This is a genomic window from Thermoflavifilum thermophilum (assembly GCF_900116565.1).
GTDB classification, from domain to species: Bacteria; Bacteroidota; Bacteroidia; order Chitinophagales; family Chitinophagaceae; genus Thermoflavifilum; species Thermoflavifilum thermophilum.
The window spans coordinates 628,550-642,490 of the sequence record NZ_FPCJ01000001.1 but is presented as its reverse complement, the minus strand read 5'-3'; the positions used below and the strand labels follow the sequence as shown (position 1 = coordinate 642,490).

General features: G+C 47.6%; 12 protein-coding genes. 10 read left to right on the top strand and 2 right to left on the bottom strand.

Features of this window, described 5'->3' with window-relative positions; translation table 11 throughout:
* Window positions 1-31 precede the first annotated feature (31 nt).
* Genes BM367_RS02755 through clpX form a run of 4 tightly spaced genes read left to right on the top strand, consistent with a single transcriptional unit; the run spans window position 32 to window position 4,090 of the window.
* The gene (locus tag BM367_RS02755; protein WP_092457382.1) at window positions 32-1,444 is read left to right on the top strand and encodes a trigger factor; all 1,413 of its coding nucleotides are present in this window, start codon (window positions 32-34) and stop codon (window positions 1,442-1,444) included.
* A complete protein-coding gene (clpP, locus tag BM367_RS02750) occupies window positions 1,425-2,180 on the top strand; it encodes an ATP-dependent Clp endopeptidase proteolytic subunit ClpP (RefSeq protein ID WP_222842560.1) in 756 nt (251 codons plus the stop codon). Before BM367_RS02755 ends, clpP begins: the two co-directional genes overlap by 20 nt.
* Window positions 2,181-2,192: 12 nt before the next feature.
* Window positions 2,193-2,825, top strand: coding sequence for a ClpP family protease (locus BM367_RS02745; RefSeq protein ID WP_222842559.1), 633 nt, complete (start codon window positions 2,193-2,195; stop codon window positions 2,823-2,825).
* A gap of 5 nt (window positions 2,826-2,830) precedes the next feature.
* Window positions 2,831-4,090, top strand: a complete 1,260-nt coding sequence (clpX, locus tag BM367_RS02740; RefSeq protein ID WP_092457376.1) for an ATP-dependent Clp protease ATP-binding subunit ClpX — start codon at window positions 2,831-2,833, stop codon at window positions 4,088-4,090.
* Between the two features lie 116 nt (window positions 4,091-4,206).
* Here the strand turns inward: clpX and BM367_RS02735 are convergent, their stop codons facing one another.
* A complete protein-coding gene (locus BM367_RS02735) occupies window positions 4,207-5,427 on the bottom strand; it encodes a trans-sulfuration enzyme family protein (RefSeq protein ID WP_177224086.1) in 1,221 nt (406 codons plus the stop codon).
* A gap of 201 nt (window positions 5,428-5,628) precedes the next feature.
* Here BM367_RS02735 and BM367_RS02725 point away from each other — a divergent pair, with 201 nt between their 5' ends.
* From BM367_RS02725 to BM367_RS02700, 6 genes are read left to right on the top strand one after another with little or no spacing between them, the layout of a single operon-like run.
* Window positions 5,629-6,777, top strand: coding sequence for a lipase family protein (locus BM367_RS02725; protein WP_092457368.1), 1,149 nt, complete (start codon window positions 5,629-5,631; stop codon window positions 6,775-6,777).
* Window positions 6,778-6,795: 18 nt separating this feature from the next.
* On the top strand, window positions 6,796-7,056 hold the full coding sequence (locus tag BM367_RS02720) for a SemiSWEET transporter (RefSeq protein WP_092457365.1): 261 nt from the start codon (window positions 6,796-6,798) through the stop codon (window positions 7,054-7,056).
* A 52-nt stretch (window positions 7,057-7,108) separates the two neighbouring features.
* Window positions 7,109-8,581, top strand: coding sequence for an IMP dehydrogenase (guaB, locus tag BM367_RS02715; protein ID WP_092457362.1), 1,473 nt, complete (start codon window positions 7,109-7,111; stop codon window positions 8,579-8,581).
* Window positions 8,582-8,605: 24 nt separating this feature from the next.
* Window positions 8,606-9,823, top strand: a complete 1,218-nt coding sequence (locus BM367_RS02710; RefSeq protein ID WP_092457359.1) for an Lnb N-terminal periplasmic domain-containing protein — start codon at window positions 8,606-8,608, stop codon at window positions 9,821-9,823.
* A 10-nt stretch (window positions 9,824-9,833) separates the two neighbouring features.
* On the top strand, window positions 9,834-10,649 hold the full coding sequence (locus BM367_RS02705; RefSeq protein WP_092457356.1) for an alpha/beta fold hydrolase: 816 nt from the start codon (window positions 9,834-9,836) through the stop codon (window positions 10,647-10,649).
* A gap of 4 nt (window positions 10,650-10,653) precedes the next feature.
* Window positions 10,654-13,236, top strand: coding sequence for a PKD domain-containing protein (locus tag BM367_RS02700; protein WP_092457353.1), 2,583 nt, complete (start codon window positions 10,654-10,656; stop codon window positions 13,234-13,236).
* Here BM367_RS02700 and BM367_RS02695 read toward each other — a convergent pair.
* A complete protein-coding gene (locus BM367_RS02695; protein ID WP_177224085.1) occupies window positions 13,204-13,887 on the bottom strand; it encodes a helix-turn-helix transcriptional regulator in 684 nt (227 codons plus the stop codon). The genes BM367_RS02700 and BM367_RS02695 overlap by 33 nt on opposite strands.
* Window positions 13,888-13,941: the final 54 nt, after the last annotated feature.

Sequence of the window (13,941 nt, the reverse complement as noted above, 5' to 3'; positions counted from 1 at the left end):
TCTTGTTTATAAACTGTATTTTTAAAACTTTATGGCAACCATTCAACGTGAAACACTGGCCCCTCTGCATGAAAAAATCGTCGTGCAGGTTGAAGAGCAGGATTATATGCCGGCTTTCGAAAAGACACTGAAAGAGTACCGGAAAAAAGCCCAGATTCCGGGCTTCAGAAAGGGCATGGTACCGGCCAGCCTGATTCGAAAAATGTATGGGCAGGCTCTTTTTACGGAAGAGGTGATTCGTACGGCCGAACAACAGCTGAATCGCTACCTGGAAGAAGAAAAGCTGGATATTTTTTCCCAGCCTTTATGGTTGGAAAATGAGGCTCCCCAGCTGGATCTGAATGCGCCCGGCAACTATGCTTTTGCATTTGAAATTGGCCTCAGACCGCAATTTGAGCTTAAGCTGCTGCAACCCACAACCGAATTGCAGCAATACGTGGTGCAGGTAACGGATCAGATGGTGGATGATGAAATGGAATACTTGCTCCGCCGGTACGCTACTCGCGAGAAAATTGAGAAATTTGAACAGGAAGATGATTTTGTACAGGCCAGTTTTGAGCAGGTGGACGATGAGGGTGAAGTGATGCCGGATGGGCGCAAACAACAGCTGAGCTTTTTATTCAGGGAAATTGATCAAGCACACAGAGCTGCTTGGGCTGGCAAGCAGGAAAAAGAATCCGTAACTGCTGCGCTCCATGAAATATTCTCCGGTGATAGCCTGTCCTACATGATGAATCGCTTGGGACTGGATAAAAATGATCCGTCGGCGGCATCAACCCGTTTCCGTATCACCATCGAAGAGATCGGACGGCTCAAAAAACCAGCACTGGAGCCCGAATTCTTCAACCGCGTATTCCCGGAAGAAAATATCCAGACAGCTGAGCAATTCCGCCAGCGCGTGCGGGAAGAAGTAGAATATTACTATCAGGAAATTGCCCGGGAAAGATTGCGGAATGAATGGATGGAAAAGCTGATTCATGAAACGGAGATCCCCCTGCCTGAAGCATTTCTGCGTCATTTGATTGCCCGCAATCAATCCCAGCCGGCCGAATCGGTAGATGACCAGACCCTACATGCTTTTCTGCATCAGCTCAGGTGGACGCTGATTGCGCAGAAGCTGGAGCAGCAGTCGGGCCTGGAACTTACGCAGGAAGATATCTTGCAGAAAGCAAAAGCTGATTTTATTCAGTATTTTGATGTATATAGCCAGAAACATACCCCGGAATATATCAATCGTTTTACCCTGCAGCTTTTGCAAAACGAAAAGACATTCGATAAATATGCAACGGAAGCAAAAAACCAGAAATTGCTTGACTGGGCTCTTCAGCAGATAACCGTAAAGGAAGTTCCTGTTAGCCTGGATGAATTCAAGGCAATGCTGGAAAAAACATCTTCTCATCATACCCATCAACACAGCCATGAACATGAGCACGAACATGCATGATGAATTTCGCAGATACGCGGTGCATCACCGGCGTATCAACAGCCTGGCATTGGATCAGTACACCAGGCATACCATAAAAGCGCTTACGCCTTACATCATTGAAGAGCGGCCATTGAATGTGGCTTCCATGGACGTATTTTCCCGGTTGATGATGGATCGGATCATATTTTTAGGTGAGCCTATTGACGATTATGTAGCCAATATTGTCACAGCACAGCTGCTTTTCCTGGAATCTACTGACAGGGGCCGCGATATTCAGATGTATATCAACAGTCCTGGCGGTAGTGCCTATGCCGGTTTGGGCATTTATGATACCATGCAGGTGATTCAGCCCGATGTGGCTACTATCTGCACCGGCATAGCAGCATCTATGGCGGCCGTGCTGATGTGTGCGGGGGTAAAGGGCAAACGTACGGCGCTTAAACATTCACGTATTCTGATTCATCAGCCCAGTGGCGGTATTTCCGGGCAGGCATCGGATGTGGAAATTACGGCACGCGAAATTTCCAGAGTGAAACGGGAACTGTATGAAATCATCGCCTATCATTCGGGACAAAGTGTAGAAAAGATTGAACGTGATGGCGACCGAGATTTCTGGATGTCGGCCGAAGAAGCGGTTGCCTACGGGCTGATAGATGAAGTATTGCAAACACATCCGCGCAAAAAACCAACTGAAATTTCTTCCAATTCGAAATCAAACGGACAGGAAACACAGGATAAAAAGAACAAATCCTAAACCTTAATACACATGGCCAATATACATCCATCCTCATACATGCAATTGCTTGCTTTTCAGCAGGAACCTGATACAGAAGCACCTCCCAAACTGGAAGAACTTATCAGCAGCCGGGAATTTGATAAAACGTTTTTGGAGCAACGACGCGTGTTTCTGTGGGGCGTGGTAGATGATCATTCAGCCCGGGAAGTAGTGAATCGCCTGTTATACCTGGAAGCCAAGGCACCAGGCAAGGAAATTACCTTATTCATCAACAGCCCGGGCGGCATCGTATCATCGGGTATGGTAATTCACGACACCATGCAACTCATTAGTTCGCCTGTAGCTACCGTGTGCATGGGCCTGGCGGCTTCCATGGGCTCCATCATCCTTTCAGCCGGTAAAAAAGGCAGGCGCTTTATTTTTCCGCATGGAGAAGTGATGATCCATCAGCCCAGCATTGGCGGCTATCAGGGCACATCGGCCGATCTGGAAATTCAGGCCCGGCAGATCCGCAAAACCAAGGAATTAGGTGCCCGTATCCTCGCTGAAAACTGCGGACAACCTATTGAAAAAATTCTGAAGGATTTTGACCGGGACTATTGGATGGATGCGCAGGAGGCTGTTGAGTACGGTATTGTGGATAAGGTTATTGAAAAACTTTGAGCAGTATGAAAGAGCAGGATGGTAATCATCATACGCAAGGTTCGAGAAATCGCCCGCGTTGTTCGTTTTGCGGACGTTCGCAGGATGAAGTGCGCATTCTGATTTCCTCTGAAAAAGCCAATATCTGTGATATTTGTGTAGCACAGGCGCAGGAGCTGATAGCCGAAGAGTTTGGTACAGGCTCCCGCCCTTCCCAGCCCTTTTCCCTGAAGATTGCCAAGCCCGTTGAGATCAAAAAATTCCTCGATGAATATGTCATAGGCCAGGACGAAGCTAAGAAAGTATTGGCTGTGGCTGTGTATAATCATTATAAACGTTTGAAATATCAATCCCGCCAGGAAGATGTGGAGATTGAAAAATCAAACATCATCATGGTGGGTGAAACCGGTACCGGAAAAACATTGCTGGCTCGTTCCATTGCCAGGCTTTTGCGTGTACCTTTTACCATTGTAGATGCCACGGTATTTACCGAAGCCGGCTATGTGGGCGAAGATGTGGAAAGCATTCTCACCCGGTTGCTGCAGGTATGTGATTATGATGTATCAGCAGCTGAAAAAGGCATCGTGTATATTGATGAGATTGATAAGATTGCACGCAAGGGTGATAATCCTTCCATTACGCGTGATGTGAGCGGAGAAGGGGTGCAACAGGCGCTGCTGAAATTGCTGGAAGGTACCGAAGTGCTGGTACCGCCGCAGGGAGGTCGTAAGCATCCCGAACAAAAAATGATCAAGGTGAATACCCAAAATATTCTGTTCATCTGTGGAGGTGCTTTTGAAGGAATAGATAAAATTATCGCCCGCCGTATCCAGACTCATACCATAGGTTTCAAAACCGAGCACGAAAACAGGTTTGAACGGGATCAGATTTTGCGACATGTAAATGCGCAGGATTTGCGTGCATTTGGGCTCATTCCCGAACTGATTGGCCGTCTGCCGGTCATCACTTATCTCAATACACTCGACCGGAAAGCTTTACGCGCTATTCTCACCGAACCCAAAAATGCTTTGATCAAACAGTATCAAAAATTATTTGCATTGGAAGGCATTGAATTGCATGTGGATGATGAAGTGCTCGATTTTATTGTGGACAAGGCATTGGAATTCAGGCTGGGCGCGCGTGGATTGCGTTCTATTTGCGAGATTATCATGACGGATGCCATGTTTGAATTGCCTTCTACCAACCAGAAAGAGTTTCATCTTACCCTGGAATATGCCCGTCAGAAGCTAAATGCAGATGCTGCTTCACGCTTGAAAGTAGCATAAATTATCTTCTACATGAAATAATACATAACGATCATTGTGGATGATAAAAAGATGCATGCCTGAATGAAACGATTGGTGGCATGCATTTATACATCTGCAGAAATTGTTTCTCAGATTCAGGATAATGCCTGATCCAGATCTGCCAGCAGATCTTCTATGTTTTCAATTCCCACGCTCATGCGGATAAGCCCATCCGTAATCCCACTTTTTTCACGTTGTTCGCGTGGTATTCCGTAATGCGTCATCGAAGCCGGATGGCTCACCAAAGTATCACAAGTACCCAGCGATACAGCCCGTATACATAATTGCAAACGATCAATAAATTTTTTTCCGGCAGATAATCCCTCTTTCAATTCAAAACTTAAAATAGCTCCCGGATGTTTCATTTGTTTTTGCGCAATGGCATAATCAGGATGGGAGGTCAGACCGGGATAATTGACTTTAGATACTGCCTGATGATTGTCCAGAAAGTTGGCTATCTGTACGGCGTTTTCACAATGCCGCTGCATGCGAAGCTCAAGTGTTTTCATGCCTAAAGTGAGCAGGTATGCATCAAATGCATTGCTATTACCACCTAACAAACGCGCAACTTTGGTTACATGCTGTTCCATTTTTTCTACATCTCTTCCCACCAGTACGCCACCTACGGCCGTTCCATGTCCGTTCAGAAATTTGGTAGTGGAATGAAACACATAATCGGCACCATACCGGAAGGGTTGTTGCAAATAAGGTGATGCAAAGGTGTTATCGACAGCCGTAACCAGATGATACTGCTGAGCCAGCCGGATGCAGGCTTCCAGATCCACACAGCGCAATGTAGGATTGGCAGGCGTTTCAAGATACATCATGCGGATATGTTTTTCTTTTTTCAACACATCTTCCACCCGTTGCAGATCGTGCATATCCATGATGATGGGTTCAACGCCCAGGCCCGGAAGAATTTTCTGCAGCAATTCATCCGTTCCACCGTAAAGCGATAAATGGGTGATGATTTTATCACCTGCATGCAATTCACTGAGAAATAAAGTGGTGAGCGCTGCCATGCCCGAAGCATGCAGAATAGCTTTTGCCTGCAAAGGATTTCCCTGGCTGTCGTGCAACTGATGGGTTTCCAGGGCTGCAATTTTTTGTTCAGCTTCGGTGAAATTGGGATTTCCCCAGCGTGTATAGATATAACCTTTTTCCTTACCGGTAAAGCGATTCATGCCTTGCTCAGCCGTATCAAACACGAAAGTGGAACTGGCATATATGGGTGTCAGATGCGCATAATTGGGATCAGGAACATGACCGGCATGTACACAATATGTTCCAAATCCCTGATGGGATTGTTTTTTCATAATCATACCATGAAGTAAATACCAGGATAATGAGGATCAAAATTACGCAACTTATGGTATGACTGATCATTGTGCAACGTATAAACTGAGTTATTACCTTGATTTTGACAAACTTTGGATATGCGATGATATTGCAAATGTTTAAACCTGAAGAGAGCAGATAATAATTTCGTTTTATCTTGCTGATAAATCGAATATATCATGATGCGCCATATTTCAACCACATGGAAAACAATGATGATTTTGCTTGCGGTATTGTTTACATTGAGTAGTTCGGCGCAAACATCATTTCAGCCTGCAGAATATTTGATTTTATTGGGTATTTATCATCAGCAAAGTCTTGCCGCATATCCTGCAGCAGATCATCGTGCTGCCAACCAGGCTGATCGCAGAGCTACCATTGCCGATAGTGTGTGGCTGCATCCGGATTTGCGATTGATATATCGTTCACCCGATGTCGGATTAAGCAACAGTTGGGATTTATGGATACAGGGCGATAGCCTGGCAATTGTGAGTGTGCGGGGAACGGTCAACCGTCCCGATTCCTGGCTGGAAAATTTCTGGGCGGCCATGGTACCCGCCCAGGGCGAATGGCAAATCAACGACAGCACGCGATTTGTTTACCGGCTGGCCGATGATCCCCGTGCAGCCGTGCATGCAGGTTGGCTGTTGGGAGTGGCTTCTATGGCGCCGGATGTAGTGAGGCATTTGCATCAGGTATATCAGCAGGGCATCAGGCAGGTCATCATCACAGGGCACAGCCAGGGTGGGGTGATCAGTTATCTACTGGCAGCTTATTTGCATTACCTGCCGGACCCGGTTGTGGCTGACAGCCTGCAGTATCAAGTTTATGCCAGTGCAGCGCCCCGCCCCGGCAATCTGTATTTTGCTTATGATTTTGATGAAGCTTTCCGGGGCAGAGCGTTTCATATTGTCAATCCGGAAGATTGGGTGCCGCAAACACCCCTAACGGTGCAAACCCTGCATGATATGGCAGCGGTTAATCCGTTTGCGGATGTGAGCAGCCTGTTTCAGGGCAGCAATTGGCTGGTCAGGTGGTATCTGCGCAGCCAGTTCAATAAGTTGAAACGTCGTACTGACAAAGCCACCCGGGTGATGACCCGCTTGTTTGGAAGCAAAATGCAGCAAGCTGTCAGACATTATTTGCCTCAGATGCATTTTCCTGTGTATGCACGTTCTGTGGAATATACAGCAGCCGGCATGCCGGTGGTATTGAAGCCCGATAGTGCGTATTTTCAAAAAGCCGTATTCAACGGGAAAAATTATTTTGTGCATCATGCCCTCAGTGCTTATGCCTATCTGGTGAAAACGAATTTTCATATTCATTAACCAGCTAATTATTCTGACATGCTTCCTCAAATCGTTGAAGCCATTGGGTTAGTGGCAGCTTTTTGCACTACGGTTTCCTTTATTCCGCAGGCAGTAAAAACCATTCGTACACGCAACACATCAGGCATTTCGCTGGGGATGTATGTGTTATTCACTACCGGCACCCTGTGCTGGTTCATTTACGGATTGCTCAGCCACAGCTTGCCGGTTACATTTGCCAATGGTGTGACATTGATTTTTGCAGGCATTGTTTTGTTTTACAAAATCAGATATCATTGAATGGTGAAATCGGCTTACATTTGCTTGCAATTATTTGAAAAAATAATTGCATATGCCTGCCTCACATTCCCGGATCTGGAAAGAAGGCCTCACCTTCGATGATGTTTTGCTGGTTCCAGCTTATTCTGAAGTATTGCCCAGAGAGGTTGATATCACGACCCGGCTTACCCGGAGCATTCCCCTGAATATTCCTATGGTTTCTGCGGCCATGGATACGGTCACCGAAGCTGAGCTGGCCATAGCACTGGCCCGACAGGGAGGGATTGGGATTTTGCATAAAAATATGACCATTGAGCGGCAGGCCGAGCAGGTGCGCCGGGTGAAACGCAGTGAAAGCGGAATGATTATCGATCCGATTACCCTGCCGGAAACGGCTACCATTGCCGAAGCACTGCGTATCATGAAGGAAAATAAAATCGGAGGCATTCCGATTGTGGATCAACGGAAAAAACTGGTTGGAATCCTAACCAATCGGGATCTGCGGTTTGAAAAGAATGGCAAACGCCTGGTGAGTGAAGTGATGACAAAAGAAAATCTGATTACAGCTCCCGAGGGCACAGACCTGAAGAAGGCCGAGCGCATTTTGCAGCAGCATAAAATTGAAAAACTGCCGGTGGTCAATAAAAAAGGTGAGCTGGTGGGATTAATCACCTATCGGGATATTCTGCAGTTGCAGAGCTATCCGCATGCAGTAAAGGATCATTTAGGTCGTCTGCTGGTAGGTGCGGCAGTGGGTATAACGGCCGATATGCTGGATCGGGTGTATGCACTGGTGCAGGTGGGTGTGGACGTGGTAACGCTGGATAGTGCACATGGCCATTCCAAAGGAGTCATAGAAGCATTGAAAAAAATCAAGAAGAATTTCCCCAAACTGCAGGTCATTGCAGGCAATGTGGCTACGGGAGAGGGTGCAAAGGCACTGGCAGAAGCCGGTGCAGATGCCGTAAAAGTGGGTGTAGGACCGGGTTCCATTTGTACGACCCGGGTGGTAACCGGAGCCGGCATGCCCCAGCTGACAGCCATCATGGAAGCCGCTGCAGCATTGGAAGGTACAGATATTCCTTTGATTGCCGATGGCGGTATCCGTTATACCGGAGATATGGTAAAAGCATTGGCTGCAGGTGCCTCAAGCATCATGGCCGGATCCATTTTTGCCGGGACAGAAGAAAGCCCCGGCGAGACGATCATTTTCGAAGGCCGAAAATTTAAATCCTATCGTGGCATGGGTTCTTTGGAAGCCATGGCCGAAGGCAGCAAGGATCGCTATTTTCAGGATGTGGAAGATGATATCAAAAAGCTGGTACCAGAGGGTATTGCGGGCAGGGTACCTTACAAAGGTATGGTGCATGAGGTGGTGCAGCAGTTTGTAGGAGGATTGCGAGCCGGCATGGGGTACTGCGGATGCCGCAATATTCAGGAGCTCCAAAAGGCTAAAATGGTGAAAATCACGCCAGCCACCGTGGTTGAAAATCATCCACACGATATCGTGATTACCAATGAGGCCCCAAATTACTGGCGCCGGTAGCAGCCAAAACCAATAGCTATATTGATGCAGGCAGGCTTTAGATCGGGCATTGTATTCAGTCTGTTGTTCAGCATTGTGGGGCTGGGTACGCATGCTGCGTCTGGCAATATTCCGCTTTCTCTGTCATCCACAAATTCTTTTTCTGATGGATTACGCATCAGCGTGTTGACCTGCGGTACCGGTAGCGAATTGTATACACTTTTCGGACACAGTGCTATCCGGGTAGTGGACAGCAGCCGGGGGCTTGATCTGGTGTTTAATTATGGCACCTTCGATTTCAGCGATCCGCATTTTTACTGGAAATTCCTGCGCGGCAAACTGCTCTATTTTCTTTCTGTGGAAGATTTTCCATCCTTTTACCAGGAATACGCATGGGATCAGCGCTCGGTAAGAGAGCAGGTACTGGATTTGCCTCCGTCCGTAAAACAAAGGATCGAGGAAGCGCTTTTTATCAATGCCCAGCCTGAGAATCGGTTTTATCGCTATGATTTTATTTTTGATAATTGCACCACACGCGTACGGGATTTACTGAAACGCGCTATTGATGACCATTTCCAGTGGCATTTGCGTGCGCATGAATCCATTAGTTTCCGGCAGGCCCTGCATCCCTATTTGAAAAGAGTTCCCTGGGTGGAATTGGGCATCAACCTGTTATTGGGTTCCCGGGCCGACCGGTTGATAAGCGGTGAAGAAATCATGTTTTTGCCTGATTCACTGGAATGGGCCATTTCGCAGGCCAGCTTTAGCGGACATCCGCTGGTGCAACAACAGGTAGTTATTTATCAACCCCCCCGGCAAGCCAACGATGATGCGCTGGTAAAACCCTGGATGGTGATGATGTTGATTGGTTTGTGGCTCGTATTTTATACCTGGCGAGCGAACCTCTTTAAACCTTCCGTCGTTATATGGATGGATCAGGTTTGTTTTTTTCTGATCGGATGTGTGGGTATATTCCTGGCTTTTATGTGGTGGGGTACCAATCATAGCATGACGAAAGATAATGCTCAGCTCATCTGGGCATCACCATTGTATGTGCCTTTTGCGTTATGGCTGAATAGGCACAAGCGATGGGTAAAAATCTTTGCCGGAATCATGGCTTTGCTTACGGCAGCATATTTGGGTGCGGGCTGGTTGTTTGCACAAAAACCCATACTTGCCCTGATCCCGTTTTTAATTGGTATCTTTATCAGGTTGATGGCCATTTATCGCGAACAGGCACCTTATCGCATCATTCATCCTTAAGCTGTTGCACATGCAGAAATTGTTGATGCATCCACGCTTTGGGCAGATCAGCTACGAAGATGCCGGTACAGGTCCTGCAGTTGTATTGCTTCATGGTTTCCCTTTCAGCAGCGGCATTTTTCAGGGACTCCTGGAGCGTTTATCCGATAAGTACCGCATGATTGCGCCCGATTTTCCCGGAGCAGGGAGTACCTCTGCTTTGTTACATCCGGAAGATGCCAGCATGGAATTACTGGCAGAGCTGGTAAAGGTTATCCTGGATCAGGAAAATGTGGAACAATGCGTGCTCGTAGGACATTCTATGGGTGGTTATGTAGCCATGGCTTTTGCTGATGCCTACGCCGATCAAATGAAGGGTTTATGTCTGCTCCATTCCACCGCTTATGATGACACCGAAGAGAAACGCCAGGCCCGTGTGCGCTCCATTCAATTCATCCAGACGCATGGCAGTGAATTGTTTTTAAAACAGATGATACCCGGATTGTTTGCTTCACATTATGTGCATGCCCATTTGGATGAAGTGAACCAGATCGTGAAGCAAAGCCAGCGTATTCCGGCAGAAATGCTGATAGCGTATTACAGAGCTATGATGAAAAGACCTGACCGGAGCTATTTGTTGCGTACGCTTAAGATTCCCATTGCGTTTGTATTTGGAAAAGAAGATACCAGCTTGTTACTCGATCAGGCACTCGCACAAATCAGCTTCCCTGCCGATAGCCGGGTCCATATCCTGGACCAAACGGGTCATATGAGCATGCTGGAACAACCAATGAAACTTTCTATGTACCTGCAACAATTCATGGATTATTGTCAAGCAATAAGCTGATCCCATGGGCCTGAGATGGATATGGGTTGTTGGGCTGATGATGCTGATACGGCCTGCTATTGCCCATCACATCATCGGGGGAGTCCTATATTATGATAATGCAGGAACTGATGCAAACGGCAATCATCGCTATATCATCCATCTGCGATTATACAGGGGTTGTGAGCCAGTAGATAATAATCATGCAGACCTGGACAGTTTTGCTCATTTAACCATATATGATAACGATAATCCGGGCAAATATTACATGTTACTAGACGTGCCCATGAATAAACGGGATTTTCGCAATGATCAACATGTAGATCCCTGCATTGTCAATCCACCCACACCCTGTTATCAAATCGGATATTATGATGCGGTGGTTTCCCTGCCGGTAAACGACAAAGGATATACAGTGGTATATCAACGCTGTTGTCGGAATGATTTGATTGTGAATGCCTATTTGCCGCGCAACGGTGCTACTTATTTTGTGCAGCTGCCGGGCCGTGAAACGGGGGCGATTGGCGACAACAGTCCGCGCTTCGACCGGGAAGAAGCCATCCTGATATGTGCCAACGGCAAGTTCAGCTACGATTATTCGGCCGTGGATCCGGATGGTGATTCGCTTTCTTACAGTTTTGCACCTGCTTATGATGAAACCTCTACGGGGGATGTTGCTCCGGTAGTGGCTTCTCCACCGCCATACACGATGCTTCCCTATGTGGCACCTTACAGCCCTGCGTTTCCTATGGGTTCTCAGGTAACCATTGATCCCAAAACGGGCATCATCTCAGGGATTGCTCCTCCTGCGGGTACTTATGTGATTGCTGTGCAGGTCAATGAATATCGCAATGGGAAATTGATTGGATTTATCTTTAAAGATTTTCATCTGGATGTGACCAATTGCCATCGCATTGTAACAGCCAGTATTCCCACTGCATTTAACAAGTGCGAAAGTTTCACCATTCCTTTTACCAACAACAGCACGCCCGGGCGTACGTATCTCTGGGATTTTGGGGATGGGAGCACTTCAACGGCCTATATACCCACCCATACCTATGCGGATACCGGTACTTATGTCGTGAAATTAAAAGTCGATCCCGGTTCGGCTTGCGGAGACAGCGCCAGCAGTGTAGCCAGGGTGTATCCTGTGCTGAAACCCCGGTTCAGTTTCTCCGGGCAATGCACCTCGGCGCCCACACAATTTACCGATCTATCTACCTCTACTTCCGGGGCTATTAATTACTGGCGGTGGGATTTTGGAACGGGCGATACGTCGGCGCTGGCCAATCCGCAGTATCAGTTTAAGCAAGCCAACACCTATCCCGTTGTGCTGACGGTTGGGAACGATAAGGGTTGCATGAATGCTGATACCCAGCAGGTGCTGATCTATCAGGCCCCTCCCATCAGCCTCACGCCCGACACCGATCTTTGCTATCGCGATACCATTGCTCTTCCGGCCAGCACGCTCACGCCCGGCAGCTTCAGCTGGACTCCTGTGTATAATTTATTGAATCCCCTTTCATCTGCCCCGCTGAGCTATGCCCGGAAAGACACTACCTATTATGTGCGCTTTACGGATGCCAATGGCTGCTGGAATGTAGATTCCATCCGGGTTCGGGTAAGAGATTCCATCCAGGTAATGGCTGCTCCGGATACCACTATTTGCACGGGTGATCCAGTAAACCTGTCGGCCGTAAGCGACGGACGGTATGTGTTTACCTGGGAAATTCCTCCCGGCCAGATCATTGCCCATCAGCAAGATACCAGCTATGTGCCGGCAGCATCATCTCCATTTGTGATTCACGCCCGGCTGCAAAGCTGTACGGCTCAGGATACCATGCAGGTGCGGCTGGTCAATTATCCCGTGCATGCACCATTCCGCGAATTCAGCATTTGTTCCGGCGATTCGGCTACCTTAACCGCGGCCAATGGCGTGTATTATGCCTGGAATCCAGCCAGCAATGTAGATCAGCCCAATCAGCCCGTTACCACGGCACACCCGGCAGATACTACGTTGTATGTGGTGAGCAAGATCGATACCCTGGGTTGTCCGAAGCCTACGTTCGACAGCATCCAGGTGGATGTGATTCCTCCGGTGAAAGTATTTGCCGGCAACGATACCCTGATCACACTTGGAGAAAGCTTCATGCTGCATGGCACCAGCAATGTGCCCGGCACCTACACCTGGTCGCCAGCCGACGGATTGAGTGATGTACACGTGCCTAACCCCATCGCCTCCGGCACACGCGATATCACCTATACCCTCAAAGTATCTACGCCTGTTGGTTGCTATGGAGTTGACAGCATTCGCGTGCGCTATCTGAAAGGCCCAGCCATTTATGTGCCTACAGCCTTTACACCCAATGGAGACGGACATAATGATGTGTTGCGACCCTTTCCGGTGGGCATCGTGAAACTCGATTATTTCCGGGTGTACAACCGCTGGGGTGAGCTGGTATTTGAGACTTCGCAATATTTACAGGGTTGGGATGGCTATTACAAGGGCAAGCCTGCCGATCCTGGCGGATATGTATGGGTGGTGAAAGGCGAAGATGAACGGGGCCGAACAGTTTTAAAAAAAGGTGTAGCCGTTCTGATCCGATAAATATTGGTTCCCGGATGTGTCTTCACTGATACCCATGCGATGTGCCAGCGCAATGAGTTGCGAGGTATGATGCAGCTGAAATTTTTCTTTGATATGTGCCACATGTGTACGAATGGTGTGCAAACTCCGATGCAGCTGATGAGCAATTTCCACATGCGTCATGCCTTTGGCCAGCAAACAAAGAACCAGCAATTCAGTCCGCGTGAGCCGATGTATTTCAGGAACAGGATGGCTTCCCTTTATGTGATGAATCCATGTTTGCAACTGCTCGGGCGTGTTCACAATCAAACACGATTCAAACAATCGAATAAACAAGTATGAATCAGTCAGATCGGCTACATGATAAAATAACCCACACACCCAATGTTCATGCAAACCAGTGCAACGTAACCTGAAGACCCCTGCACACATATCACGACCATTTCTGATGCATTTGCAGATATGCAAAATAAGCGGCCAGTCATCTGCATGTATCCTGTGTCTCCAGAAATACAGACTTGTTTTTGTCTTTTGTGGCTCTGCATATCCCATGCTGTGCTTGAAAGCATCGTTGCACCATACCATGTCTTTTGTGTTCAGATCAAATAAGCAGGCCATGACATGAGTGGAGGCGAAATAGCCGGAAAATAGGGCAGGAACAGGGATTTTCATATTCATTGTTTTCATAAAAACAAGGAAAACGAATATAATCAAAAAATCATCAGA

Coding starts and splice junctions, on each gene's coding strand:
- BM367_RS02755 (WP_092457382.1), top strand. CDS start 32: ATGGCAACCATTCAACGTGAAACACTGGCCCCTCTGCATGAAAAAATC.
- clpP (WP_222842560.1), top strand. CDS start 1,425: ATGAGCACGAACATGCATGATGAATTTCGCAGATACGCGGTGCATCAC.
- BM367_RS02745 (WP_222842559.1), top strand. CDS start 2,193: ATGGCCAATATACATCCATCCTCATACATGCAATTGCTTGCTTTTCAG.
- clpX (WP_092457376.1), top strand. CDS start 2,831: ATGAAAGAGCAGGATGGTAATCATCATACGCAAGGTTCGAGAAATCGC.
- BM367_RS02735 (WP_177224086.1), bottom strand. CDS start 5,427: ATGAAAAAACAATCCCATCAGGGATTTGGAACATATTGTGTACATGCC.
- BM367_RS02725 (WP_092457368.1), top strand. CDS start 5,629: ATGATGCGCCATATTTCAACCACATGGAAAACAATGATGATTTTGCTT.
- BM367_RS02720 (WP_092457365.1), top strand. CDS start 6,796: ATGCTTCCTCAAATCGTTGAAGCCATTGGGTTAGTGGCAGCTTTTTGC.
- guaB (WP_092457362.1), top strand. CDS start 7,109: ATGCCTGCCTCACATTCCCGGATCTGGAAAGAAGGCCTCACCTTCGAT.
- BM367_RS02710 (WP_092457359.1), top strand. CDS start 8,606: ATGCAGGCAGGCTTTAGATCGGGCATTGTATTCAGTCTGTTGTTCAGC.
- BM367_RS02705 (WP_092457356.1), top strand. CDS start 9,834: ATGCAGAAATTGTTGATGCATCCACGCTTTGGGCAGATCAGCTACGAA.
- BM367_RS02700 (WP_092457353.1), top strand. CDS start 10,654: ATGGGCCTGAGATGGATATGGGTTGTTGGGCTGATGATGCTGATACGG.
- BM367_RS02695 (WP_177224085.1), bottom strand. CDS start 13,887: ATGAAAATCCCTGTTCCTGCCCTATTTTCCGGCTATTTCGCCTCCACT.